33 protein-coding genes and 1 riboswitch are annotated in these 23,118 nt (G+C 36.0%); of the genes, 2 read left to right on the top strand and 31 right to left on the bottom strand.

Annotation, left to right across the window (positions count from 1 at the left end; all coding sequences use genetic code 11):
* Positions 1-6: 6 nt before the first annotated feature.
* The 24 genes from IEV85_RS18240 to IEV85_RS18355 form a co-directional block, all read right to left on the bottom strand.
* A complete protein-coding gene (locus tag IEV85_RS18240) occupies positions 7-720 on the bottom strand; it encodes a HesA/MoeB/ThiF family protein (protein ID WP_188466145.1) in 714 nt (237 codons plus the stop codon).
* Positions 721-1,830, bottom strand: a complete 1,110-nt coding sequence (gene thiH, locus IEV85_RS18245) for a 2-iminoacetate synthase ThiH (protein WP_188466147.1) — start codon at positions 1,828-1,830, stop codon at positions 721-723.
* 116 nt (positions 1,831-1,946) lie between these two features.
* Positions 1,947-2,714, bottom strand: coding sequence for a thiazole synthase (locus IEV85_RS18250; RefSeq protein ID WP_188466150.1), 768 nt, complete (start codon positions 2,712-2,714; stop codon positions 1,947-1,949).
* The gene (locus IEV85_RS18255) at positions 2,692-3,333 is read right to left on the bottom strand and encodes a thiamine phosphate synthase (RefSeq protein WP_188466152.1); all 642 of its coding nucleotides are present in this window, start codon (positions 3,331-3,333) and stop codon (positions 2,692-2,694) included. Before IEV85_RS18255 ends, IEV85_RS18250 begins: the two co-directional genes overlap by 23 nt.
* A complete protein-coding gene (locus IEV85_RS18260) occupies positions 3,326-4,069 on the bottom strand; it encodes a hydroxymethylpyrimidine/phosphomethylpyrimidine kinase (protein WP_229712646.1) in 744 nt (247 codons plus the stop codon). The genes IEV85_RS18255 and IEV85_RS18260 overlap by 8 nt, the downstream gene beginning before the upstream one ends.
* The gene (locus tag IEV85_RS18265; RefSeq protein ID WP_188466156.1) at positions 4,066-4,554 is read right to left on the bottom strand and encodes a thiamine phosphate synthase; all 489 of its coding nucleotides are present in this window, start codon (positions 4,552-4,554) and stop codon (positions 4,066-4,068) included. Before IEV85_RS18265 ends, IEV85_RS18260 begins: the two co-directional genes overlap by 4 nt.
* A gap of 1 nt (position 4,555) precedes the next feature.
* Positions 4,556-6,433, bottom strand: a complete 1,878-nt coding sequence (thiC, locus tag IEV85_RS18270; RefSeq protein ID WP_188466158.1) for a phosphomethylpyrimidine synthase ThiC — start codon at positions 6,431-6,433, stop codon at positions 4,556-4,558.
* A gap of 28 nt (positions 6,434-6,461) precedes the next feature.
* Positions 6,462-6,665, bottom strand: a complete 204-nt coding sequence (thiS, locus tag IEV85_RS18275; RefSeq protein WP_188466160.1) for a sulfur carrier protein ThiS — start codon at positions 6,663-6,665, stop codon at positions 6,462-6,464.
* Positions 6,666-6,729: 64 nt separating this feature from the next.
* Positions 6,730-6,821: riboswitch (TPP riboswitch) on the bottom strand.
* Positions 6,822-6,952: 131 nt separating this feature from the next.
* Entirely contained in the window at positions 6,953-7,522 is a 570-nt protein-coding gene (locus IEV85_RS18280; RefSeq protein ID WP_188466162.1) for a uracil-DNA glycosylase family protein, read from the bottom strand.
* A gap of 53 nt (positions 7,523-7,575) precedes the next feature.
* Positions 7,576-8,520 carry a proline iminopeptidase-family hydrolase gene (locus IEV85_RS18285; RefSeq protein WP_188466164.1) on the bottom strand — a complete coding sequence of 315 codons (945 nt, stop codon included), beginning with the start codon at positions 8,518-8,520 and terminating at the stop codon, positions 7,576-7,578.
* Positions 8,521-8,542: 22 nt separating this feature from the next.
* Positions 8,543-9,418: a 3-keto-alpha-glucoside-1,2-lyase-like domain-containing protein gene (locus IEV85_RS18290; protein ID WP_188466166.1), complete on the bottom strand. Its 876-nt coding sequence runs from the start codon at positions 9,416-9,418 to the stop codon at positions 8,543-8,545.
* 359 nt (positions 9,419-9,777) lie between these two features.
* Complete coding sequence (locus IEV85_RS18295) at positions 9,778-9,996, bottom strand: hypothetical protein (RefSeq protein WP_188466168.1); 219 nt, start codon at positions 9,994-9,996, stop codon at positions 9,778-9,780.
* A 33-nt stretch (positions 9,997-10,029) separates the two neighbouring features.
* Entirely contained in the window at positions 10,030-10,362 is a 333-nt protein-coding gene (locus IEV85_RS18300; protein WP_188466170.1) for a hypothetical protein, read from the bottom strand.
* A 126-nt stretch (positions 10,363-10,488) separates the two neighbouring features.
* Positions 10,489-11,547 carry a hypothetical protein gene (locus tag IEV85_RS18305; protein WP_188466172.1) on the bottom strand — a complete coding sequence of 353 codons (1,059 nt, stop codon included), beginning with the start codon at positions 11,545-11,547 and terminating at the stop codon, positions 10,489-10,491.
* A 9-nt stretch (positions 11,548-11,556) separates the two neighbouring features.
* A complete protein-coding gene (locus tag IEV85_RS18310; protein WP_188466174.1) occupies positions 11,557-11,763 on the bottom strand; it encodes a hypothetical protein in 207 nt (68 codons plus the stop codon).
* A gap of 108 nt (positions 11,764-11,871) precedes the next feature.
* Positions 11,872-12,291 (bottom strand): hypothetical protein, encoded by a 420-nt coding sequence (locus IEV85_RS18315; protein ID WP_188466176.1) that lies wholly within the window; start codon positions 12,289-12,291, stop codon positions 11,872-11,874.
* Positions 12,292-12,296: 5 nt separating this feature from the next.
* A complete protein-coding gene (locus tag IEV85_RS18320) occupies positions 12,297-12,602 on the bottom strand; it encodes a DUF4236 domain-containing protein (protein WP_188466178.1) in 306 nt (101 codons plus the stop codon).
* Complete coding sequence (locus tag IEV85_RS18325) at positions 12,599-12,859, bottom strand: hypothetical protein (RefSeq protein WP_188466180.1); 261 nt, start codon at positions 12,857-12,859, stop codon at positions 12,599-12,601. Before IEV85_RS18325 ends, IEV85_RS18320 begins: the two co-directional genes overlap by 4 nt.
* Before the next feature lies 1 nt (position 12,860).
* Positions 12,861-13,274, bottom strand: coding sequence for a hypothetical protein (locus IEV85_RS18330; protein WP_188466182.1), 414 nt, complete (start codon positions 13,272-13,274; stop codon positions 12,861-12,863).
* 5 nt (positions 13,275-13,279) lie between these two features.
* Positions 13,280-13,564: a DUF3892 domain-containing protein gene (locus IEV85_RS18335; RefSeq protein ID WP_188466184.1), complete on the bottom strand. Its 285-nt coding sequence runs from the start codon at positions 13,562-13,564 to the stop codon at positions 13,280-13,282.
* 168 nt (positions 13,565-13,732) lie between these two features.
* Positions 13,733-14,866 carry a toll/interleukin-1 receptor domain-containing protein gene (locus IEV85_RS18340; RefSeq protein WP_188466186.1) on the bottom strand — a complete coding sequence of 378 codons (1,134 nt, stop codon included), beginning with the start codon at positions 14,864-14,866 and terminating at the stop codon, positions 13,733-13,735.
* A gap of 88 nt (positions 14,867-14,954) precedes the next feature.
* Positions 14,955-15,671, bottom strand: coding sequence for a LytR/AlgR family response regulator transcription factor (locus tag IEV85_RS18345; protein WP_188466188.1), 717 nt, complete (start codon positions 15,669-15,671; stop codon positions 14,955-14,957).
* 10 nt (positions 15,672-15,681) lie between these two features.
* The gene (locus IEV85_RS18350; protein ID WP_188466190.1) at positions 15,682-17,484 is read right to left on the bottom strand and encodes a tetratricopeptide repeat protein; all 1,803 of its coding nucleotides are present in this window, start codon (positions 17,482-17,484) and stop codon (positions 15,682-15,684) included.
* A 125-nt stretch (positions 17,485-17,609) separates the two neighbouring features.
* Complete coding sequence (locus tag IEV85_RS18355) at positions 17,610-17,804, bottom strand: hypothetical protein (RefSeq protein WP_188466192.1); 195 nt, start codon at positions 17,802-17,804, stop codon at positions 17,610-17,612.
* Between the two features lie 365 nt (positions 17,805-18,169).
* Here IEV85_RS18355 and IEV85_RS18360 point away from each other — a divergent pair, with 365 nt between their 5' ends.
* Positions 18,170-18,955: a hypothetical protein gene (locus tag IEV85_RS18360; RefSeq protein WP_188466195.1), complete on the top strand. Its 786-nt coding sequence runs from the start codon at positions 18,170-18,172 to the stop codon at positions 18,953-18,955.
* 72 nt (positions 18,956-19,027) lie between these two features.
* Here the strand turns inward: IEV85_RS18360 and IEV85_RS18365 are convergent, their stop codons facing one another.
* The 6 genes from IEV85_RS18365 to IEV85_RS18390 are packed head-to-tail and all read right to left on the bottom strand — an operon-like array spanning position 19,028 to position 21,320.
* Positions 19,028-19,261, bottom strand: a complete 234-nt coding sequence (locus IEV85_RS18365) for a hypothetical protein (RefSeq protein ID WP_188466197.1) — start codon at positions 19,259-19,261, stop codon at positions 19,028-19,030.
* Between the two features lie 13 nt (positions 19,262-19,274).
* Positions 19,275-19,667 carry a VOC family protein gene (locus tag IEV85_RS18370; protein ID WP_188466199.1) on the bottom strand — a complete coding sequence of 131 codons (393 nt, stop codon included), beginning with the start codon at positions 19,665-19,667 and terminating at the stop codon, positions 19,275-19,277.
* A gap of 44 nt (positions 19,668-19,711) precedes the next feature.
* Positions 19,712-20,089, bottom strand: a complete 378-nt coding sequence (locus tag IEV85_RS18375; protein ID WP_188466201.1) for a VOC family protein — start codon at positions 20,087-20,089, stop codon at positions 19,712-19,714.
* A 17-nt stretch (positions 20,090-20,106) separates the two neighbouring features.
* Positions 20,107-20,502, bottom strand: coding sequence for an SRPBCC domain-containing protein (locus IEV85_RS18380; RefSeq protein WP_188466203.1), 396 nt, complete (start codon positions 20,500-20,502; stop codon positions 20,107-20,109).
* A gap of 8 nt (positions 20,503-20,510) precedes the next feature.
* Positions 20,511-20,921, bottom strand: coding sequence for a VOC family protein (locus IEV85_RS18385; RefSeq protein WP_188466205.1), 411 nt, complete (start codon positions 20,919-20,921; stop codon positions 20,511-20,513).
* A gap of 15 nt (positions 20,922-20,936) precedes the next feature.
* On the bottom strand, positions 20,937-21,320 hold the full coding sequence (locus tag IEV85_RS18390) for a nuclear transport factor 2 family protein (RefSeq protein WP_188466206.1): 384 nt from the start codon (positions 21,318-21,320) through the stop codon (positions 20,937-20,939).
* Between the two features lie 226 nt (positions 21,321-21,546).
* Between IEV85_RS18390 and IEV85_RS18395 the strand changes: the two genes are divergently transcribed.
* Positions 21,547-22,530, top strand: a complete 984-nt coding sequence (locus IEV85_RS18395; protein WP_188466208.1) for a GlxA family transcriptional regulator — start codon at positions 21,547-21,549, stop codon at positions 22,528-22,530.
* A 176-nt stretch (positions 22,531-22,706) separates the two neighbouring features.
* On the opposite strand, the gene IEV85_RS18400 is transcribed toward IEV85_RS18395, so the two are convergent.
* Positions 22,707-23,024 (bottom strand): GxxExxY protein, encoded by a 318-nt coding sequence (locus tag IEV85_RS18400; protein WP_229712647.1) that lies wholly within the window; start codon positions 23,022-23,024, stop codon positions 22,707-22,709.
* Positions 23,025-23,118 lie beyond the last annotated feature (94 nt).

A 23,118-nucleotide genomic window follows, 5' to 3' on the forward strand; every position in this document is an offset into this window, starting at 1 on the left:
TTAAAGTTACATCTTTAACTTCATCATACTCAAATCTTCAAAATTAAATAGCAATAAATGCTCTCCTAAATAGCTTCCTAAAATCAACTGGATAACGGCATTTGCCATGTAAACACCTAAAATACCAGGTACAGTCCCTACTATGCCATTAGCGTCACAACTTGGAACATCTTCAGGATTAGGTGGTTCAGGGTAAATATCACGCAATTGTTTTCCTCCCTTATAATTGAAAACTGCCAATTGTGCCTCAAACTTTAGCACAGAGCCATACACAAGAGTTTTGTTAAGTTGTACGCAGGTATCATTTACTAAATAGCGTGTTGAGAAATTATCAGAGCCATCTACAATAATATCAAATTGTGAAATTATCCTCTCTGCATTACTTTCTTCGATTTTTCCACAAAAAACCTGGTAAGCTATTTCCGGATTAAGTGACTTTAATCTCTCTGCTGCAATTTCAGCTTTTGCTTTGCCGATATCATCAGTAGTAAATAAAATTTGACGTTGCAGATTATGCAGCTCAATTTTGTCAAAATCTACTATTCCGATTGTACCCACACCCGCTGCAGCTAAATATTGCAGACAGGGACAGCCCAAACCTCCTGCACCTATTGCCAGCACTTTTGCATCTTTCAACTTCTGCTGCCCTTTAAATCCAACTTCAGCCAGCATTAGTTGCCTACTATATCTTCCGATTTCTGTTTTAGTAATTTCTGTCATTTACTGAAATGTTCTATCCCAATCTTTCCAGACAGGCTCATAATTCTTACTGGAAATAATTTCAGCTACCTGCTTAGCAGTTCGCTCATCTGAAATCTCAAACTGTTCTAAGGACTCTTCTTTCACACTATATCCACCAGGATTGGTTTTAGATCCTGCACTCATAGTGGTAATACCCAATTTAAAAATGTTATCACGAAAGCTTTCAGATTCACGTGTGCTCATAGATAATTCAACCTCTTCATTCCACAACCTGTAAGCACATATTAGTTGCACCAATTCTTTATCGTTTATACTTTGCTCGGCAGGCACCACTCCTTCTGCAGGTCTTATTCTCGGAAATGAAAGAGAGAATTTTGTTTGCCAATAAGTTTGCTCCAAATAATGAAGGTGCATGGCACAGAAAAAAGAATCAGTCCGCCAATCTTCCAAACCTAAAAGCACACCTAAACCAATTTTATGCAAACCTGCTTTGCCAATTCTATCCGGGGTTTCTAATCGGTATTTAAAGTTTGATTTTTTCCCTTTAGGATGATAATCTTTATACTTCTCTTGATGATAAGTTTCCTGATAGACCAGCACAGAATGAAGCCCTTCCTGCTTAAGCTTCCCATAATCCTCTTCTTCTAAAGGCTGCACTTCAATAGAAATATTAGAAAAATGAGGCTTTATGATTTGAATGGCTTTTATAAAATAATCCACGTGCACTGTATGATTAGCCTCCCCTGTTACCAAAAGAATGTGATCAAAGCCCTGCCACTTAACTTCTTTCACTTCCTGTAAAATCTCAGACTCAGTTAAAGTTTTTCGCTTGATTCTGTTATTAAAACTAAAGCCGCAGTAAGTGCATATATTTTGGCACTCGTTACTTAAATACATGGGTGCAAATAGCTGAACTGTTTTACCGAATCTCTTTTGGGTAATCTGACTGCTCAATTGAGCCATTTCTTCTAAGTAGGGAGCAGCAGCTGGCGAAATCAAAGCTTTAAAATCCGCCAAAGTTCTTCTCCTGGCCAAAAGTGCTTTTTCAACATCTGCAGAAGTCTTATTGTATATAGCATTTTTAGTCTCATCCCACTTTTGCGTGTCAAAAATATTCGTAAAGCTCATAAGCTTAATTTATGATTATATGGATTTTAAAATTAAATTACAAAAAGGCTAATCATTTGATTCTTATTTTCGAGTAGCTACCAATGCTTCTAAATTAATTGCCTAACAGCCTCTGTTTAATCTAAAAATGCTGTTAAAGGACTACTAGGAGTAGCTGCCCCATTTACTTTTGCAAGCCTTGCCTCAAAAGCTATTCTTCCTGCCTTCACTGCCATTTTGAAGGCTTTTGCCATCATTACCGGATTTTCAGATACAGCGATAGCGGTATTAACCAGTACAGCATCAGCTCCAATTTCCATAGCCTTCGTGGCATCAGAAGGGGAACCAATGCCGGCATCAATAATGACCGGCACTTTACTTTGTTCAATGATGATCTCAAGAAAATCAATTGTTCTCAAGCCTTTATTGCTCCCTATTGGCGAGCCTAATGGCATTACTGCAACCGTACCCACATCTTCCAGCCTTTTACACAAAACCGGGTCAGCATGAATGTATGGCATTACCTTAAATCCCAATTTGGCTAGCTCTTCAGTTGCTTTTAGTGTTTCAATGGCATCAGGCATCAGGTACTTAGGATCTGGATGAATCTCAAGCTTTAACCAATCTGTTTCCAGAGCTTCTCTGGCCAGTTGAGCCGCAAAAATGGCTTCTTTAGCATTGCGCGCTCCTGAAGTATTAGGCAATAAATTGATCTGAGGATGTTGCAAATGTTTAAGTAAATTGTCTGTATCCATCTCAAAATCCACTCGTTTAAGTGCCACTGTCACCAGTTCAGAGCATGAAGCTAAGACTACTTCTTCCATTATTGCCGAAGAACCAAACTTACCTGTTCCTAAAAACAGTCGTGATTGAAATTCTCTGTCAGCTATAGTTAATTTGTCCATTTAATAATTGATTAAAATTTTCTAAGAGTTCTTTTTTATTGGGGTGATTAGTGATTTCTCCAGAAACCGCCACCCCGGCAACTCCCGTATCCATAATTTTCACCACATCTTTCAATGTAATTCCTCCAATAGCGTAAACAGGCATTTCAATTGAGAGTAAAGTCAATTCCTGCATAATCTGCTTTATACCTTCAGCACCTAAAATGGGACTTAATTTTTTCTTGGTGGGTGTAAACCGAAAAGGGCCTAAGCCGATATAATTACATTCTTCCCGTACTCTGCTTAACACGTCTTCCAATGTATTAGCAGTACCTCCAATGATCTTTTCATACCCCAAAATATCTCTTGCCTGAGCAATAGACATATCTTGCAACCCTAAGTGAACACCATCGGCATCTATTGCTTGAGCAATATTTACATGATCATTGATTGTCAGCATAGCCTTATAACTGTCGCATAACTCTTTCACTTTTTGGGCAACCCAAAAAAACTCTTCTTTCGGTGCATTTTTAAATCGCAATTGTACCCATTTACAGCCAGCAGCCAACGTATGTGAAATGTTTTCAATTTGCTCTTGCGAGGTTTCGCCTTGAGAAATGTATTGTAGTTTATCAAGCATAATGTGTTCCTATTAAGGTAGAATTACTGGATAAAAACTGTTCCGTATACTTCTTGGCTTGAAGGCATGCATTCAACATATTCTCTCCTTTTGCCAACTGAGCAGCTATTGCAGAAGAAAGCACACAACCCGAACCATGCTTCGGACTTACCTCCAATCCGAATGGCGTTAATCGTTCCATTTTATCTTGTACAAATAAATAATCTGTCCCAAGTTGCTCAGCACTATGCCCTCCTTTTAACAGTACAGCGCAATATTTCACCAATTCTTCCGCTGCCTGCATTTCATTCTCCTTTCCAGTTAAAAGTTTTGCTTCATCAGTGTTGGGAGTTACCAGCGTTATACTTTTCAAAATCTGAAACAATCTGAAGCGATCCATATTTTCATGAAATGTAAAGCCTGCGCTAGCCTTTAAAATAGGATCCCAAACAATTAAGCAATGAGGAGCGCTAGCCCGCAAATGAGTCACAATAGCTCCCAATACCTCCAGGTTTTCAATCAACCCTATTTTAATTACAGAGAACTTAAATCTTCTATTGAGGACATCATACTGTTGTAAAATTTCCTCTTGTTTCATCCATTTTACTGCTTCAAACTCTGCATCATTCTGAAAAGTGAGCGCAGTAACGACAGACATCCCTGTTACACTATGAGATTCAAAAGTTTTGACATCTGCCAGTACGCCTGCCCCTCCACTTGGATCAAAGCCTGCAATGCTTAATACATAGTTTTTCAATCCTCCCATTTTTCCCGAATTGCTTTGTATTTTTCCACCGGATTTTCACTCTGCCAAATGGCTCCAAGTAATGCTATTCCGGAAAAACCTGCCTCTTTTACCCAATCGATTTTATCTTCATCTATTCCTCCCAAGGCTACAATTTTCTTAGGACTGCGTTTTAAAAAAGACTTTAACTCTTCGAGATCAAATTTGCTCGTGTATCCTTTCTTTGAAATGCTATCAAAAATTGGAGACAAAAAAGCATAATCATCATTCACTGAAATTTCTTCCATCTCCTTCAAACTATGAAATTTATGATGGTCAGTATGTATGCTCACTTTCTGTAAATGCTTTTTCTGAATTTGCTCTTTATAGGCTTCAATCTCCTGAGCTGAAAAGTTTGGCTTATAGAGTTGGAAATATTCCAGACCTGCATCAAACAATTGATTCAGAATCCGGAATTCTCCTTCTATCGGTGAGGGATGAGAGATAACTATTATCATTCTATAAATAAAGCTGCTTTCCCTTTTCTTTAAATTCCTCAGATTTCTCTTCCATTCCTTTTGCCAATGCTTCTTCTTCAGTCAACTCCTCTTTTGCAGCAAAATCCCTTACTTCCTGCGTGATTTTCATAGAACAAAAATTAGGACCACACATAGAACAGAAATGTGCTACTTTAGCGCCATCCGCAGGCAAGGTTTCATCATGAAATTCTCTTGCCGTATCAGGGTCCAGTGAAAGATTAAATTGATCTTCCCATCGGAATTCAAATCTTGCCTTGCTCAGTACATTATCTCGGTACTGCGCTCCGGGATGTCCTTTAGCCAAATCAGCGGCATGCGCTGCTATTTTATAGGTAATTACGCCATCTTTTACATCTTTTTTATTAGGCAAGCCCAGGTGTTCCTTCGGTGTAACATAGCAAAGCATGGCCGTTCCGTACCAACCTATCATGGCCGCTCCAATGGCAGAAGTTATGTGATCATAGCCAGGAGCAATATCAGTGGTTAACGGCCCTAAAGTATAAAATGGAGCCTCATTACAGTATTCCAGCTGCTTTTCCATATTATCTTTGATCATATGCATCGGTACATGACCAGGTCCTTCATTCATTACCTGCACATCATGTTTCCATGCGATTTTGTTGAGCTCCCCTTGTGTTTTTAATTCCGCATATTGCGCTTCATCATTGGCATCTGCAATACTCCCAGGGCGCAAGCCATCACCTAATGAGAAAGAAACATCATATGCTTTCATGATCTCACAAATTTCTTCAAAATGGGTATAAAGAAAATTCTCTTTATGATGCGCCAGACACCATTTCGCCATAATAGAACCACCTCGCGAAACAATGCCCGTTACACGCTTGGCTGTCAAAGGCACATACCTTAATAAGGCTGCTGCATGAATTGTGAAATAATCTACCCCTTGTTCTGCCTGCTCAATTAAAGTATCCCGGAATAATTCCCAGGTTAAATCTTCTGCCTTGCCATTTACTTTTTCCAATGCCTGATAAATAGGCACTGTTCCTACTGGCACCGGGCAGTTACGGATAATCCATTCTCTGGTTTCGTGAATATTCTTTCCGGTAGATAAATCCATCAAAGTATCACCACCCCATCTGCAACTCCAGACGGCCTTTTCTACTTCTTCCTCTATACTTGAAGAAACTGCACTATTACCAATATTTGTATTAATCTTCACCAGGAAATTCCTCCCAATTATCATAGGTTCACTTTCAGGGTGGTTGATATTAGCAGGTATAATTGCACGACCCGCAGCTACTTCCGACCTCACAAATTCTGGTGTTATATAACCTTTAGGTGTATTGGCTCCAAAACTGTTTCCGGTATGTTGTGCGGTTAAATAGCTCTGTTTTCCTGCATGCTGTTCATTCATTAAATCAATTCTCTGATTTTCACGAATAGCAATGTATTCCATTTCAGGAGTGATAATTCCTTTTTTAGCGTAATGTAACTGTGTTACATTAGCTCCTTTCTTAGCTTTTAAAGGCTTTTTAAGATGCTCAAAACGCAAATGATCCAATTTTTCATCTGCCAAACGCTGGCTAAAGTATTCTGAAGAAAAACTTTCAAGGGGTTCAACATCCCCTCTTTTAAGAATCCATTCCTCTCTTAACCGAGGCAAGCCTTTTTTCAAGTCGATTTTATAATTAGGATCCGTGTAAGGCCCACTTGTATCGTACACCACGGCAGGAGGATTTTCTTCAATTCTACCAGTTGGTAATTTGGTAGGAGAAAGTAAAATTTCGCGCATAGCAACATTAATATCGTGCAATTCGCCTTTTACATAAATTTTGCGTGATCCTGGCAACGGGTCTCTGCTAATCGTATTTTCTTTTGGGGCATGTTCCTTTTTCATAATGATATTTTTTTAGATACTTAATTGATTATCCGCCTTGTGTGGCTTTAATGATCAGGACTTCATCATGAGGATTTAAGAAATGCTTTTCCCAATTACTTCTGGGAATTACTGATTGATTAACAGCTATAGCAACGCCCTTTTGACTTTGGGGCATAAAACTATTAAGCAAATGCTGTAAAGAGCATTCTTCTGTTAAAATTTCTTTCCGATTGTTGAGTTTGATTTCCATTCCTGAGTCATTTTTTTGGGATATAACTTCAGGAATACACGTACTACACCCATGTGTATAACATGAGTGTAGCAACTCTTTTTCCTACGGCAGTACTAACTGCATCAGGTTGTGAGGGTATAATCTCAGCCCAGACGGGCACCCCTAAAGTTTGATTCAAATGAAGTGAAATCTTAGGAAAGAATCAAACCTCTGGTAGCATTTATTTTAAAAACAATAATTCAAAAATAGCACAGATCTCTAAAAATCAATCAATTACATTCACTGACCCAAGGAAACAATTAAGGTTAGGAAAGTATCTGGTTTACTTCTTCCTTCAGTTCGGGTAAAACCTCTATTTTAAACCAGGGGTTTTTGGCTTGCCATATATTATTTCTTGGGGAAGGATGCGGAAGTGGAAAGAAGCCGGGTAAGTACTCCTTGAAATTTTGGACAGTTGAAGTCAGGTTACTTTTTGCCTTTTTTCCCAGGTAGAACCTCTGCGCATACTGACCTGCTAAAATCACTAGTTTTACATGTGGCATGTTGCTCAACAATTGCTGATGCCATAGGGGGGCGCATTCTTTACGAGGAGGTAAATCACCATTTTTACCCGTACCCGGATAACAGAAACCCATTGGGATGAGCGATATAAAATCAGTATTATAAAAAATATCTTTATCAATACCCATCCAGCTTCTCAGGTTGTCTCCACTTTTATCATTCCAAGGAATACCTGTTTCATGCACAATTCGGCCGGGAGCCTGCCCTACCACTACAATTTTTGATAAAGCACCTGCTGTAAAAACAGGGTTGGCTCCGCAGGGCAAATTATGACAAACATCACATTGTTTAACACGATTTAAAAGTGATTCCATTTGCATATCAACCCTCCAGAATCAACTCAGGTTCCGGAACTGACTGAATAAAATTACTCTTCCAATCCTTTTAGAAATTGGCTAATTACTTCGTTGTATTGCTGGCTGTTGTCTCTGGCTGTAGAATGTCCGGCATCATCAATTATAGCAAATTTGGAATTCGGAACCATTTTCTGAAGCCTCTTAACTGTTGCGGGTCTGGCTTCATCATATTCTCCTGTCACAAATAAAGCAGGCACTTCAACAGCCTTCAATGCTTGTACATTATCATAATTTTTCAAAGTACCTGTAGCTGTAAATTCACTTGGGCCCCACATGTAATTGTAAATAAATGAATTTCCGGATGCCTCCACAGTATCCAAAGGATGCCGTTTGTATTCAGACCTCAAGCCAAATTGGCTCCAATATAACTCATTGGCATATTGATAGGCTGTTGAATTGTAATTGTTAGTTGCTTCTGCCTCAGCAATATAAGCTTGCACAGAATCCGGCAATTGCATAATTAAAGTATCTGCATCAGCCGTCCAGATAGGAGTACTCACGTAAGGACTGCTAAAGATAATGGCCTTAATTCCTTGTGGATGTGCCTGATAGTATTCCAATTCCAGTGCTGCGCCCCATGAGTGCCCCAATAAGTAGAATTCTTCCAGCTTCAGATGCTTTTTTAGTTGATTCACCTGCTCTACAAATTTATCCACCTTAAGCAAAGTGGTATCTGTGTGATAACCGGAACGCCCAGTTCCTAATTGATCAAAAAGAATGATCGGACGCTCCTTACTTAGTGGCTCCAACTCATAAAAATAGCGATGGGTACCTCCGGGACCTCCATGCATTAAAAGCAAAGGAGTAGCTGTTCCTTCTCCCAGCACTTTATACCAAATTTTCCCTCCTTCTACTTCAACATACCCCTCGTGTGCGGTTAATTCCTGCTGTGATTTACAACCATAACTAATTATCACTGCGAATAAGAAAAAAATGCTGTATTTAATGTATTTCATATTTCAATAACTGAACCTTAATTTAAAAGTAACTTACATATTCCTCAGGCATAGAGTCCAAATCCCTGATTTTAACATCTTTATAATAAACTTCTGCGGCTTCACTTTGTAGCTGGATTTTGCCCTTTGTAAGAGGAATAGATTGGCCATCCTCCACATAGCGCGAATTTTGTAAAACCATCACTAGTTCGCCATTCACTATATGGATGCTTTTTCCTTCAAAGCAAATAAGATCTAACGTGTTCCATTCTCCCATTGGCTTCTCATAGTTAGAATTCCTAAGAACAAGTCCGGTGATGTCTTCTCCCTCTCCCACTGGAATAAAATCCTGACTTACATCAGCCACCGGGTTCATAATATATTCAGGAATATAAGCCCTGATATCAATTGCGGAATTAGCCTGACTCCAGTAATCGCCCATATGACCTTCCATAATCTGAAATTCCTGGGAAAGCATCCAACTACGCCAATATTCTGCCCCCATTGGACCAACAGAATGATACAAAATTCCTGAATCTTTCAAGAGCTTTTCTCTGGGTGTCCATTTCTTATCACCCCATTTTACTTTTAATTGCAGATGGTAATTATCGTACTCTTCTTTACTGATCACGCAGCCGTAAATCTCTCCACTCACTTTCAAGATCGGCTCTTCACCTTCCTCTGCCATGGTAAAAACATCATAGCCTGTGGGGTTTAAACCAATAGGTTCGATTAGGTTACCCTGTTCATCCTTTGGCTGCTCACCATTGTAACCGAGTTGATGTCTGTAACTTAGGTATTGATCCCATTGGGATAAATCAGGATCTAGGAGGTTAGTCCATTCAGTTGAATCTGTTTCTTTTTGGCAGGCACTTAGTAAAATCATCAAGCAGAATGGAAGTAAAAATTGTTTTTTCATATGTTTTGAAATGCCTATTAGTCATATTTTTTATTGAAGCTGGATTATGAAAAAACAATTATCCAGTTGGGATTCAAGTAAAAAATGAGGGAACTAAGTAATTAGTAATAATTAAAAAACCAAGTTATGAAAATAAGCTATAATACCCTATTAAAAGGAGCAGCAAGCAAGTCAATTCTCTATTTAAGGGATGACGAAATTATTCACTTGTGAGGTTAGAAACTTGGTTTAGCTGAGGAACAACCATTGTTTGGAAAGAGAGGTGAAAAATTCAGGTATTCAAGTCACCCAATTTTCAGATAAAGTAAAAGTAGCTTATTTTTTATGTAAATATATAACGAAGTAATTTGGGTATAAAACTAGTCGTATAGATCGTTAACATAAGTTTTTATATAACTGTTTAATCCAGATCCATTTTGAGCTAAACCCTTCATCCTCTCTACATGATAACTTCCGGCTTTTCTATAACTATATTGATAGGTTTTTATACTTCTTTCAAATCTAACTCTAATATAATCTGAGCCTATTTCAAATGATGATACACCTGAGCCTCCACTTAAATTTTTATATCTTTCCATTCCTTAAAATTTACACGTTTCCTATTCTACTGATTAACCGCACTTGCATCCTGTTCCCACAATCCACTGGCAACAAGGACCTCCACACTCATTTTTATTCTTTCCTGAGCAGCCACAGTTGGCTGTAGTTGGACATCCATTATTATTGTCTCTCGAAGGCAAATGCTCACAAGCAGTGCCATCATTATCAGAATCTAAATCAGAATAACATAATCTATTGGCATTAAAGGCTGCCTGAGCATCTTGCTGAGTTGTGTAGTCAGAACATTTACTGGTAGGACATTGCTCTTTATCTTCTACCTGGCAGCTTAACAAAATGAAGATGCTACATATTACTATTAATATTGAAAGGTTCTCTTTAAACATTTTTCTTCTTTTTCAAGCAATTAAAGCTTAAGGAGATTGATCGTCTAATTAGATTTCCGAATGAGTAGTTTTGGTTTCCGAAAGGTTATTTATTAAGAATAAAGTTCTAAAATTTTTAAGACCACTTTAATCTTTCAGATAGGGCTCCTTCCAGGTTTCAATGTTATACTTTTCTACTGCTCTCTGTCCCCATTTCTCAGTTACAGTAATTGCAGAAAGCCTGATATGAACATCTATTCCTTCTACCATATTGTCATTGTAAAGGCCAATATAAAATGTTCCGGATAAAGGTGCTTCCATTCGTTTATATACAATGGGCCCATTTCCATTATCATATTGATAAAAGTTATTATTGCTCATAAACAATTGCGCATTGGCATAGTCAGGGATGATCCAATATTGAATATTATCTGCTTTCTCATCCATTACACCCAATTCAACAATGCCATCAATTACAAGGCTAGCAAGCGCCGCTGAACCTGTGAAATCTAAACTAATAAGACTTTTGCTAAGTCTTGAGGCTCCCTTTAATTGAGCAATCCTTCCGGAAGCCTTCTCTTCCGCCTGTTTAAATACTGCTTCTGCATCTTCACCTACTCCTAGGTAATAAGACCAGCTAATAGTGTTTTTAGGCAAGTCAACCTTAACTATACTTTTATTTGTTTTACCATTCAATGCTGTTTCTGAATGTACTCTCTCAACTTTATGTTGAATAACTGATACTATTGAAGTATCCTTAGATACTAAGTAGTTCTCATTAATTGTATAGAAAGTCGTATCTTTTTTTGTTTCCCAATAAACAGTAGAGTTGAATTTTTTAGAGGGATCAGCAGGTATTCTTTCGAGTTTATATCGACAAACCCTTCCTCCAAGAGCTGAATTTTTCAATCTCAACTTATATATACCTGTATTCTGAATCAGGAATTCTTTATTATCAATATGGTCTATTTCAACTTCAAAAAATTTTGAATTATCCGGATACTCAACTATTTCAATTTCTTTTAAGCTTTTACCCTTATTCTCCTCAAGGCTGAAAACTAATTGATCCCCTTCAAATAAACCAAAATACAATTCCTGCTCTGATAAGCCCTTCACTTTAAAAGTACCCTCTGAGAGTACTATATTCTCCTGAGCTACTAGATTTTGAGTAATCACTAAAAAGAATATTGTTTGAATAAATTTCATAAGAAGAATTTATTTTTTGTGACATTCATTACTACAAACTGAGCATCCATCTACATCAGTATAATGTTTTCTTGCTTCTATTAAAGCACTATCACAATTTGCATGGTCTCCGACATAAATTTTATCAGAGGGCATAAATTGACAACCTTCTTTATGCACCTCATGGTTATTATGAGGATTTGTATTTGTGTGTTTGTTAACCCAATAATTTGCCATTTTCTTTGAATTTAAAGTTTAAATTAATTACCAAGGCAAGTAAAAAGATTAGCAGAAAGTCTACAAATTCCTTTTCCGAAAGGGTGTTTCTGTTTTCCGAATAAGAGGTTATTCATGTTGCCAACATTTACCACTGGCATTTTTGGTAGTTCTTTTACATCGGTTACCTGTACTTTTTGCTGTGGCAGAACATTGACGAGTAGTAGCATTTTGTACAGGTCTGGGAGTGGTTATTATTTTAGTACTATCAATAGCTTTATATTGAAGACCATTTGTTACTTTAGTTGATGGCTTACAAACTTTACAAGCTTCATAATTTCCCTCTTTTGCTTTTGATAAAGCTATAGGTATTTTACTATTAGAAAGGTATCTACAGGTTTCGGTGTGGTACTTAGCTCCTGTTTTGGTAATATATACGGTTTGAGCTTCAGAAGTACTAAGAGAGCAACTCCAAATAAAAAGGCATAGAAAAATAAACTTCCATTGAGAAGCTTGTAGTATTTTATTAAATGGTTCTGTAAATGCCATATTCATTAAGAATGTATAGTTTTAATTTTATAATAGGCTAACCTGAATAGATAGATTATCAATCTTAAAGTGTTATAAACAATCAATATTGTTATTGAAACAGCTCCAATAGCAAATAAAACTGCCAACCCTACTCCTCCTTTGCCCCAATTCTTTCTAATACTCAAGCCAGGAATACCAGTTTTTAAGGAAAACCCCCGGCTACCTATTGAACCATATTTTGTGCGTTTACTGAAAGAAGTACCCTTTTTGCTAATATTCAAGCCAGCACCTTTTCCAAGATTGATCCGCTTTTGGTAGCGTAAACTCATGTACTTTTAAGTTTTAATTTTGCTATTACACAAGCTACAAATTCCCTGCGTGGTCTGGGAGCTTCAATTGTTCTGCAACATTCCCTGATAGCAGAATACACTTCTCCTTCACTTAATTGAGGATTTGCTTTCCTAATCTTTTGAATTAAATATTCAACTTCCCAATCTTCGCTGCATGAGAAAAAGCGAGCATCTACACCTTTCTTCTTCCTGTCATCATACTCTTGCCAACCTGATAAAATACTATTTAAGTCCATTCTATAATTTCTTTAACTTTATCACTTGTCCTTCTAATTGTGAAACAAAGTTTTTCACTGTTTCTTTACTCATGTTATGTGTTTGAAAAATAATTTTAGTTCCTGAAGAAGATATTATTATTACATGCTTTCTTGAAGCTAAATACATTAGTACAAACATGATTGCGATTGTAAATGAAGAAATCATATAAATCTCATCTGTCTCATTAATTAAAAAAAATCCACCAACACCTGCTATTAGTGCCAGTAACAGAAAAACTGGTTGACTAATGTATTTAACCTCAGTCCCGGAAACTTCATCTAAAACAATACTTTTCAATGACTTGGAGTCCTGATATCTGATCCTGTGAGTAGTAAGCATAATGGTATTAGAATCAGAGTTTGACAGCAAACTTTCATTAGGCAAATATTCCATAGCATTTAGTTACACTCAATCAGGCTTAAAAGATTATTGGGTTCATAATCATCTGCCTCAGTTCTGAGATATTTATTTCCTTGACTACTTTTAGCCACAACTACATCAACTTCCTCTCGGTCTACTTCTACATAAAATCCTGAGGTACCTTTCTCAATTTCATCAATTGCTTCAGCTACAGTTTTTTCCCACCGATCCCCATAGGTATCAAGTCCACCAACATGTGTAATTCTTTCAGTCTTACTTAATCGTTCATCTTTATTAATACAATTAATTTCTAATCTTTTCATAGCTTCTTATTTTTCTGAAAACTATTAATAATTATATGTAGGGTAAATTTTAATTTCCGAAACGGTAATATTACTTTCCGAATAATAGATTCGAATAGTTGAAAGATATGGATTGCTAAATAAGTTTATGTATTTCTTATTATTTCAAGGCTTTATTATAAGACAAGACTAATCGAGCCCTGCAAAAAACCAGGTATCTCCTTCTTTTTTAAATTGATAAGTTTCCTTAGGAAGAGTTCCAATAAATGTGGTTTTCCTGCGCTTTATCCAATCTGTTTGTTTTGAAAAGGTAAGATCAATGGATAAATACCTAATATTATTTTTATACTCTACTGTTACAGTATACATAAAACTATTTATCCTTTGCTGATCTATAATCTGAAAACTTACAAGCTGTGAATTAATGAAAATACATTTTGTATTAATGGAGTGAGCATCTATACTATTATCGATTAAAAATATATTAGGGTTATCAAACCCATAATAATTATAAGGAGTGAGATACTCTATATTAATTCCCAGAGCTGGCTCCACATTTTTCTTATAATCAAGATTTACAAACCCGGTGTAAAATGAATATTCATTACGGTACTGTGCTTTTAAATCATTGTAATGTTGAATGTACGATTTTACTTGTGCAATAGTAGCTGCATGTCCTTTTTTGTTATCCATTTCAGCTAAATGTTCATTCATCACTTTTCCCTGGATAGCAGAAAGGCGTTGCTCTATATTGGTTTTAATTAATTGCGGAGAAGGCTTATCTCTATTAAAGAAATAATAAAAACTAAAAAGTAAGCTTAATAAGATTGCAACAAAAAGAACCAGTTGAGGTCTCTTCACATTAGTTCTTCTTTCTACAGAAACTACAGGCTTTTCATAATCCTGATTCATTGCTTGAACTAACTTTCTTACTACAAAATCTACTCCTTTAGTTGTTGAAATTCCATAATTATCAGCCAGCATTGGATCATGAGATTTTATTTCAGATTCACTAATATTATGCCATAAAGGTAGAATTCTTCTCTCCTCATTATTCTCCAGAGCCCACAGCACATGTAGTTCCTTCTGAGGCCACGCCTTTGCAAAATAGTTGTGACTTAACACTACTATACCATGCCGAGATTTGTTAAGACCTTCCTTAATTGTCTCATTTACTCCACGTCCAACACTTAACCTCTTGCTAGCATACCATACCTTTATACCTGACTCTTCCAGCTTTTCTACCAATTCATTGACAATACTTATTTTATCTTCTACAGCATAAGAGATGAAAACATCATATTCATATTTCTTTGACGTCATATTATTAAAATTTAACGCCTTAGATAACTGGCTACTTCAAGCTCTGCAAATTTATTTTCCCTGTAACATGTTTATCTTTCCCAATATGTTATTTGACTAAATTAATTGCCCCCATTACACTTTCCTTATAGCTACTACTCATTTGTAATTTTTCCGTTCCCACTAGTATAAGGTTACCTTCTACGCCCAGTATATGGTTAATATTTACAATATGGCTGCGACTGATTCTAATAAAATCCTGACTTTCAAACTGATCATAGATCTTTTTCATGTTAGTAGAGAGCACATGTTTTGTATTTCGGGTTACAACATTGCTATAAGCACGCTCTGCTTCGAGATAAAGGATATCATCATAGGGAACCATTATTGAAGTTTGGTTATTAGTCCTGATAAAAATTCTATCTGCAAGTTTAGTTTTTTGAAGTGGCTTCTTTTGTGAAGCATTATGAAATGCCAACTCTAAAGCCCTTAATAAATCACTGATTTTAAAAGGTTTAGACAGATAATTAGCTGGATAAGTTTTTTTCGCTCTCTTTACTGTCTCCTCATCTACATGGTCCGATAAGTAAATAATCGGGATATTATATCTTTCAATAATTTTTTCAGCCGTAGCTATGCCATCCAATTCTCCTTCCAATTGAATGTCCATCAATATTAAATCTATAGCTCCTGAAACAACTTCAATTGCTTGCTCTCCTGAGCTAACTATATCTATTACTTCAAAATTTTGATCTTCCAGCTTGGCTTTAAGGTCAGCTGCTATCAATAATTGATCTTCTACAATAAGTACTTTAATCTTTTCCATTACTTATTAACTATATAGCCACTTTTAAATTAAATTTCACACATCCTTTTGTTTGCCATTTTACAGTAGCTTTTAATTGCCTGCTTAACGTATCAATAATATTCAAACCCATTGAATCCTTTGTAACCTGTTCTCTATTAAATCCGGAACCGGTATCAGCTACCTCAAGCTCAAGGTGCTTCTGATGGTATTTAAGTTCTACCATCAAAGAAGGATTTTCATGATTGGGAAAGGCATATTTGAAGGAATTGCTTACCAATTCGTTTACAATTAACCCTAAAGGAATTACTTTATCAACATCAAGGTCTATTGGGTCTATATGTATTTTTATATTATGACTCGATACATCATAACCATAACTCTCAGCAAGTTCTTCAATCATCTCAGTAAAATAAGATTTCAAATCAATATTTCTACTTTCTGAATTTTTATAAAGTTTCTGATGAATAATTGCCATTGCATTTATTCTGTTCTCACTGCTTTTAATAACTTCAATAGCATTAGTATCTTGAAGGCCTCTGGATTGAAGACTGAATATACTCGACAATAATTGCAAGTTGTTCTTTACACGGTGGTGAAGCTCCTGCATTAAAACTTCTACTTTGATTTTAGCTACTTTTTCCTTCCTCCACCTATTACGAAGCAGAAATCCTAAAATACTCAGAAAAACTGCACATAATATTAACAAAGAAATCCAAATTTGCCTTAATTTAAGCTTACCCTCTTGTAAGCTTCGGCTTTGCTCAAGCATTTCAATTTCCCGACTTCTTTTCTCTGTTTCATACTTTGTTTGCATCTCAACAAGAGATTCTGTCTTTTCGATATTTAACAAACTATCTTTGACAATAATAAGGTTTTTAGAAGCTTCCAAGGCATTTTGATGAAGCCCTAACTCTTCGTAAACCTGAAGTTTTGTTTCCCAATTTACTTTCATCTCCTCTAGTAACCCTAAAGACTGAATTAACAAAGCTGCCTCGTTTAAATAAGCGAGAGCTAGTGTATTTTCTCCTGTATTTAGATATAGCAGACCCAAATTATTTTTGGTTATAGCTATACCAGCTTCATCGTCTTTAATGGTTCTGAGCTCCAGAGATTTTTTTAAATAGGGTTCTGCCAGATCATATTTTTTTTGATCCATCAGTACTAATCCTATGTTATTTAAAGTAACTCCAATACCCAAAGTATCCTGCTGCTCTTTTTTTATTTTAAGGGAATTCTCATAGTAAAATAAGGAGCTATCATATTCCTCCAATTTCCTATAAATAATACCAATATTATTGTAAGAGCTAGCTACCAATTGCTTCATTTGTAATTCCTTTCTAATTTTTAAAGATTCTTTATGGTACTCTAATGATTTAATGAGATCATTCTGTCTGGAATAAATAAGTGCAATAGTATTATAACATGATGCTAAGTATCGTCCTTCATTAATCTTCTCTAATACTAGGGCAGACTCAAAAAGCTGTTCTAATGCTCTTTCATAGAGGCCTAAATTTTTATAAACAATTCCCAGGTTAATTCCACAAGAAGCTACTTTAAGAGAATCTCCCTCTGTTAGGTATATATTTTTTGCCTGAGTATAATAGTAGAGTGTACTATCTATTGAATAAGGTGAAAATATAACCCCTAAATTATTAAGTATATAAGCTTTTAGCAGCTGGTCATTATTTACAGATTTGGTATTAAGAGCTAATAGATAATATTTTTTAGCACTATCATAATTATCTTGCTGAAGATAAAGCCTGCCTATTGCCTCATACCATGAGTCCTTAATTTGTCCGGATATCTGTAATGAGTCTTTATATTGATTCAAAGTATTACTTTGAGAAAAAAGAGGAAAGTTTGAGAATAATATAAATATTAAACAGCGAAACATATAATGGAATGTAATATAAAAAAAGAAAAACCACCCAAATTAAGAGTGGTTTTCTTTAAAATTTAGTTAATCAATGAATCTAATGGCACAGGAGGATTCTGTGAAGAACCTGGAGGATCAAGAATTATTGGATCATCCTCTTCATCATCACTCCCACCACCAGTTGTTCCAACGGGATTCACTCTCTCATCATTACACGAAAATGTTATTACTCCAAATAATAGAGTAAGCATTAATATATACTTAATCTTTTTCATTTTTTTAATATTTAATGTTGAAAATGAGCCGGGTCAGAATTGAGTAAGCAATAGAAATCTCTTCTTAAGATTTCGACTTAAGTACCTAGTAATTAGAATATTGCTATATTAAATTGCCCTTGGCCTTTAGTGTGGGAAGTGTCCTTACATCGGAATTCAAATCAGCCCAGTCCCACACCGGGCGTCTTAGAATTTCGATCGCAAAGACTGATGAAGTATCATCGCGATTAATACCTCTGTACAATTGATCAATTAGTACATTACAAATTTGGATATTTAGGGAGGGAAAAGTATAAAGACAGCTTACTTGTAATTACAGATGAATTACTTTTAATTACAGCTGTTTTATTTTTAACACTAATGGAATGGCGAGGAAATACGAAGTCAAATACATCAAATTATTACTAGATGAACTGGGAAAAACAACTGGTTATTCTATTGATCATTTTGGGTTCGGCCGGATGAGTGATGAAATATTCGAGAAGTTAAATGTATCGATTAGTGCCAAATACATTTATTACAGTCTTCATAATGCAGTTAAAAAAGCTACAAATGAAAATGATTTATTAAATCTCTCCCCTAATAAAGTGGATGATCTAGCTAAGTTCCTCGAATATGAAAATTTCGATGCTTTTATCAGAGCTTTTGAAAGCCCTATTCATTCTATTCTTCTCTCATTGGTAGGCGATTATTATTCCTATGTTCGCAAGAACACAGAGAGAGGAATACTTTTACAATCACCTGTTCAGATTAATGTACTGAATAATAAAGTGATTTTTAAATTAACTGGACCAAGATGGAAATATGAAGGAGAAATGAGGTATCAGGATGGGTGCCTTTTTTGCTTAATGCAAGCTGAAAGTGCAAAAACCTTTCATCATGTATATAAAATTGGAAAAAGTGAATCACCGCAAGTATTAATGGGGGTATTTTCCGGAGTTTCTTCAGCTAATGATCCCATTGGAGGACGTTGTGTGCTCATAAGAAAGGGAATCATTCCTGAAGGAATATCTCCGCTAAAGATGACCATTGAGGAATTAGTGTCTTCTTCAGATGATAATTTAAAAAAGCTAGGTAATTACTTTAAAAATTACGCAGATAATAACTTGAAAATTAACACAGCTTCAGGGTTTGATATTGACGACCTTTAAAATTGATTTAATTAACAGAGTATTAAAATTATGTTGTTAATCCTTTAAAGCAGAATCCAACATCATCATAAGCTATACCTCATGCACGGTATCGGCCAGCACTTCACACTGAAAGCCATAATCCGTAAAAATTTGTATAATATTTTCAGGATCTACAGCAATATTGCGTGTTTTTACTCTAAGGATTTTATCACAATCCTCCAGATCAAAATTAACTTGATAAACGGGAAAAGCTTTTCTAAGCAAAATAACCATCCTTTCTGCCTGATGATTTCTGCTAATATTTGTTTTAAAAACCTCTACCATCCTGAACACAATTTCACACCTCTTGCAAAACTGAAAGCACATTCCCAGCAGGGTCTTCAAACCATGCAATATCCGGTCCCATCTTTTCTTTCAAACCCCGAAGCACACCTTTCTCATCCTGAGGTAAATTTTCACTTTCATAATGAATAAATGAAATACCTTTAGTTTCTAAACTTTCAATAGTTGTATCAATGTTCTCTACTACAAAATTGAGTACTGTAAAAGTTGCTGGCTGATGGGCTGGTTTTGGATAAATAAAAGGCTGGTTTCCTCCTTCCAATAAAAGAGCAAATCCCATATCCTGTTCTTCCCGAATAGGAATTCCAAGCATATCTCTGTAAAAAGATTTGGCCTTTTGCAGGTCGTCCACTGAATATCCGCTGAAAGTTGATTTAAAATTAAACATGTTTCCCATTTTCGTTTTCTATCATTTTTCCCTTTCTAAATAAGTCATTTAGCGGTTTGGTCTACTTCAAACAGACCAAAGGTATTGCCTTCTGTATCCAGAAAATAACCTTGCCAGCATTTTCCAGGCACTGCAAATTTGGGAAGTGCAATTTCTCCATTAAGTTCAAGGATTTTCCTTGCCGTAGCATCAAAATCATCAACCTGTATAGAGTTTACAAATGCATTGGCCCCATATTCAGGAGGGGGCATTTTTGCAGGGCGTTGAAGTAGCCCACCAAACATCCCACCGGTATGAATGTTCCAATATTCTATCGGTAGGCCTTCTACTTTTTCAAATTCCCATCCGAACAGTTCTTTATAAAATGAAGCCGCTCTTTGCACATTATCTGCCTGAATTTCAAAGTAAAAATGTGTTTCCATATCTTAACTTTTGAAAGTTATTTTTCACAATATTTTTTCAAACGCCAAAGAAACATTGCCCAGTTATAATTACACCACCTGTAGAAATCTGTCATTTCCTTCCAGTCAAAGTGCTTGAGCACGATGGTTGTTACATTCTCATTTTCCGACAATTCAAAAGATACTTTCGTCCCCACCCATTCCGGATCAGAATCAATGCACTCCCAAAGCACCCACTTATTTTCTTTAAGCTCCTGTACTTTCATTTTGGTGAGATAGCCTTCATCAAAGTCGAACTCATTTACAAAACCTATTTCAGGTTTTACCTTAAGCTTTGGAGTCCAGATATTGCCCAATCCCTCCTGTGTAGTAAGGGTTTTATATATTTTAGATGAAGGTGATTTGATATAATTGATTTGTTCTATAGCTGCCATAGCTTTATTCATTTCTCATAATTCATCATCCACCTCACACCAAACTGATCAATTAACATAGCAAACTTAGCTCCCCAAAACTCTTCTCTCAATTCATTCAGAATTTCACCTCCTGCTGACAATTGCTGGTATAAATGATTAATTTCTTCCTCAGACTCACAATTCAAATTGATTTCTACATTGTTACCCCTTTTCACTTCTCCCATTCCGCACATATCAGAAGCCATGAGCATAAAATCACCATTTTCGAGGCTGGCATGCATTATTTGATCATGAATCTCCGGTTGAAACTGGTCCTTGGCAGGCGAATCTTTAATTGGCATCAAATCAAGCTTTCCTCCAAATAAATTCTGATAGAAAGTCATTGCTTCACGACAATTTCCATCGAAGTGAAAGTAGGGTTGTGTGGCTTTTTTCATTGTTCTATTTACATTTTAAGGTTTAAGTGCTATTCCGTAAGAAGTCATTCTCCTAATTTTTGCTATTTTACTATGATTATCGAATTCATACACATCACAAAATCCATAACTACTTCCTGATCCCATCTTATAATTGCCGTTACATGCAGCTATTTTACCATGCGTAATAATATGATCAATATTTATTTCTGTAGCTGTATACTCTTTCATGGCTTCTAACTCTTTCTCCACCTCATCCTTTCCCTTAATTACTTTATCACCTACCATGTCCCAAACTATATTGGCTGCTAAATAACTCAGAATATTTTGTACATCTCCTTTACCAAAAGAAATATTGAACTCTTTTAGCAGAAGCTTTTTAGGGGCGTTATCACAATTTTCCCGGCAAGTTATTTTCATGTTAAACGTTTTAAGGTTCAGAGTTAACATTCAAGCTCTCAATCGAGTGCTTCCTGATACTTTCAATAATTTATTCTTATTACTATATTTACAAATGTACAAGAATAGAAAATTCAATAAACTGTGTAAATCCGTCAATCTCTAGGGTAGATTGCGCCAGGCATTTGGATATCAATAAGCAAGTGATGTTCTTAGTTAAAAAATCAGCTCTTAAATTCTTTCCTCAATGAAACATGTTTCTATTTTGTTGCTAAATGATGTAAACCTGGGAAGCATGGAAAATGCCAGACAGGGGCTTCTGGAAGCTAATGAGTATTTAAAAGCTCATAATCAGGCTGATTTTTTTAAGGTAGAGCTCGTAGGCCTTACTTCGGATGTTAAATTGAATAAAGGTTTATATGCTGTTCGTCCTGAAAAATTGATTAGCCAGGTGACACATACTGACATGATAATCATTCCGCCAGTTCAAAACGATATTTCCCAGGCTCTGAAAAATAATTCCGATTTTATTCCCTGGATAATTGCAAAACATAAGGAAGGAGCCGAGGTGGTAAGCCTCTGTTTGGGAGCATTTCTGCTGGCATGTACTGGCTTACTGAATGGAAAAGATTGCGTGACACATTGGAAAGCAGCCCATCAATTTCAACAATTATTCCCGGAGACCAGGCTTATGCCGGATAAATTACTCACAGATGATGATGGTATTTATACCGGAGGAGGTGCATTTTCATCTGCCAACCTGATTCTTTACCTCATCGAGAAAAATATTGGAAGAGAAGCCGCTATCTTTTGTTCCAAAGTATTTCAAATTGATGTGGGCAGGGATTCACAATCACCATTTATCATCTTTACCGGCCAGAAAGAACACCCTGATGAAGGTATAAAAGTATTGCAATCCTATATTGAAAATAATTACCGAGACAAAATTTCCGTAAGCAGTCTATGCAAAAACCATGGAATAGGTCGCAGAACCCTCGAACGAAGGTTTAAAAAAGCTACTGGAAACACTGTAGTGGAATACCTGCAAAGGGTAAAGGTGGAAGCGGCTAAAAGAGAGCTGGAAAAAGGCTATAAAACTGTAAGTGAAGTGATGTTTGATGTAGGCTACACCGATGACAAATCATTTAGAAATGTATTTCGCAAATATGCAGGAATGTCACCTGCCAACTACAGAATGAAATATGCAAAAGAAGGGGTAGAAGCTGCCTGAGGCATTTGCTAAAGCAAATGGAATATTAAGAAGTTAAGGAAATTAAGTTTCATCGTAATTCTATTTCCTTAGAATATATCTATAGCCTATGAATCTGGCAGATCTCTGAAGATTTCATTAACCAATGGTCTGAGGGATTTAGTAATATTATCTGTATAGAAATTGATGAGAAGACCTTATGGTTTCTTTAATAGTTTCATGTAGGTATACAATTGTGCTTCGTGAACAGGTAAAATGTATTCCACCGTTTTAAGTTCTACAACTATAGTGTCTTCTACTAAAAGATCAAGCCTAAGGTGAGTATCTATAGTTATTCCGTCATAATGCACGGGTACAATTAATTGCTGATGTACTTTATATCCCTTCTTTACCAATTCATAATTCAAGCACTTTTGATAGACACTTTCCAGTAATCCAGGCCCTAATTCTTTATGAACTTTTATTGCACACCCAGTAATTGCATAAGATAATTGGGTAACATCTTTTTTTGTCACAACTTCAGATTTTGGTTGAATACTAAAGTAAGATAAAATAATCATAAACCATTCAGGAAATAAGTCATTAAGTAAATGAAGTCTTTGTATGTGA

The organism is Marivirga lumbricoides (assembly GCF_014636295.1).
Taxonomy (GTDB): Bacteria; Bacteroidota; Bacteroidia; order Cytophagales; family Cyclobacteriaceae; genus Marivirga; species Marivirga lumbricoides.

Bases quoted from the DNA above. Each gene is read 5' to 3' on its own strand.
- IEV85_RS18240 (WP_188466145.1), bottom strand. From the start codon at position 720: ATGACAGAAATTACTAAAACAGAAATCGGAAGATATAGTAGGCAACTA.
- thiH (WP_188466147.1), bottom strand. From the start codon at position 1,830: ATGAGCTTTACGAATATTTTTGACACGCAAAAGTGGGATGAGACTAAA.
- IEV85_RS18250 (WP_188466150.1), bottom strand. From the start codon at position 2,714: ATGGACAAATTAACTATAGCTGACAGAGAATTTCAATCACGACTGTTT.
- IEV85_RS18255 (WP_188466152.1), bottom strand. From the start codon at position 3,333: ATGCTTGATAAACTACAATACATTTCTCAAGGCGAAACCTCGCAAGAG.
- IEV85_RS18265 (WP_188466156.1), bottom strand. From the start codon at position 4,554: ATGATAATAGTTATCTCTCATCCCTCACCGATAGAAGGAGAATTCCGG.
- thiC (WP_188466158.1), bottom strand. From the start codon at position 6,433: ATGAAAAAGGAACATGCCCCAAAAGAAAATACGATTAGCAGAGACCCG.
- thiS (WP_188466160.1), bottom strand. From the start codon at position 6,665: ATGGAAATCAAACTCAACAATCGGAAAGAAATTTTAACAGAAGAATGC.
- IEV85_RS18280 (WP_188466162.1), bottom strand. From the start codon at position 7,522: ATGGAATCACTTTTAAATCGTGTTAAACAATGTGATGTTTGTCATAAT.
- IEV85_RS18285 (WP_188466164.1), bottom strand. From the start codon at position 8,520: ATGAAATACATTAAATACAGCATTTTTTTCTTATTCGCAGTGATAATT.
- IEV85_RS18290 (WP_188466166.1), bottom strand. From the start codon at position 9,418: ATGAAAAAACAATTTTTACTTCCATTCTGCTTGATGATTTTACTAAGT.
- IEV85_RS18295 (WP_188466168.1), bottom strand. From the start codon at position 9,996: ATGGAAAGATATAAAAATTTAAGTGGAGGCTCAGGTGTATCATCATTT.
- IEV85_RS18300 (WP_188466170.1), bottom strand. From the start codon at position 10,362: ATGTTTAAAGAGAACCTTTCAATATTAATAGTAATATGTAGCATCTTC.
- IEV85_RS18305 (WP_188466172.1), bottom strand. From the start codon at position 11,547: ATGAAATTTATTCAAACAATATTCTTTTTAGTGATTACTCAAAATCTA.
- IEV85_RS18310 (WP_188466174.1), bottom strand. From the start codon at position 11,763: ATGGCAAATTATTGGGTTAACAAACACACAAATACAAATCCTCATAAT.
- IEV85_RS18315 (WP_188466176.1), bottom strand. From the start codon at position 12,291: ATGGCATTTACAGAACCATTTAATAAAATACTACAAGCTTCTCAATGG.
- IEV85_RS18320 (WP_188466178.1), bottom strand. From the start codon at position 12,602: ATGAGTTTACGCTACCAAAAGCGGATCAATCTTGGAAAAGGTGCTGGC.
- IEV85_RS18325 (WP_188466180.1), bottom strand. From the start codon at position 12,859: ATGGACTTAAATAGTATTTTATCAGGTTGGCAAGAGTATGATGACAGG.
- IEV85_RS18330 (WP_188466182.1), bottom strand. From the start codon at position 13,274: ATGGAATATTTGCCTAATGAAAGTTTGCTGTCAAACTCTGATTCTAAT.
- IEV85_RS18335 (WP_188466184.1), bottom strand. From the start codon at position 13,564: ATGAAAAGATTAGAAATTAATTGTATTAATAAAGATGAACGATTAAGT.
- IEV85_RS18340 (WP_188466186.1), bottom strand. From the start codon at position 14,866: ATGACGTCAAAGAAATATGAATATGATGTTTTCATCTCTTATGCTGTA.
- IEV85_RS18345 (WP_188466188.1), bottom strand. From the start codon at position 15,671: ATGGAAAAGATTAAAGTACTTATTGTAGAAGATCAATTATTGATAGCA.
- IEV85_RS18355 (WP_188466192.1), bottom strand. From the start codon at position 17,804: ATGAAAAAGATTAAGTATATATTAATGCTTACTCTATTATTTGGAGTA.
- IEV85_RS18360 (WP_188466195.1), top strand. From the start codon at position 18,170: ATGGCGAGGAAATACGAAGTCAAATACATCAAATTATTACTAGATGAA.
- IEV85_RS18365 (WP_188466197.1), bottom strand. From the start codon at position 19,261: ATGGTAGAGGTTTTTAAAACAAATATTAGCAGAAATCATCAGGCAGAA.
- IEV85_RS18370 (WP_188466199.1), bottom strand. From the start codon at position 19,667: ATGTTTAATTTTAAATCAACTTTCAGCGGATATTCAGTGGACGACCTG.
- IEV85_RS18375 (WP_188466201.1), bottom strand. From the start codon at position 20,089: ATGGAAACACATTTTTACTTTGAAATTCAGGCAGATAATGTGCAAAGA.
- IEV85_RS18380 (WP_188466203.1), bottom strand. From the start codon at position 20,502: ATGGCAGCTATAGAACAAATCAATTATATCAAATCACCTTCATCTAAA.
- IEV85_RS18385 (WP_188466205.1), bottom strand. From the start codon at position 20,921: ATGAAAAAAGCCACACAACCCTACTTTCACTTCGATGGAAATTGTCGT.
- IEV85_RS18390 (WP_188466206.1), bottom strand. From the start codon at position 21,320: ATGAAAATAACTTGCCGGGAAAATTGTGATAACGCCCCTAAAAAGCTT.
- IEV85_RS18395 (WP_188466208.1), top strand. From the start codon at position 21,547: ATGAAACATGTTTCTATTTTGTTGCTAAATGATGTAAACCTGGGAAGC.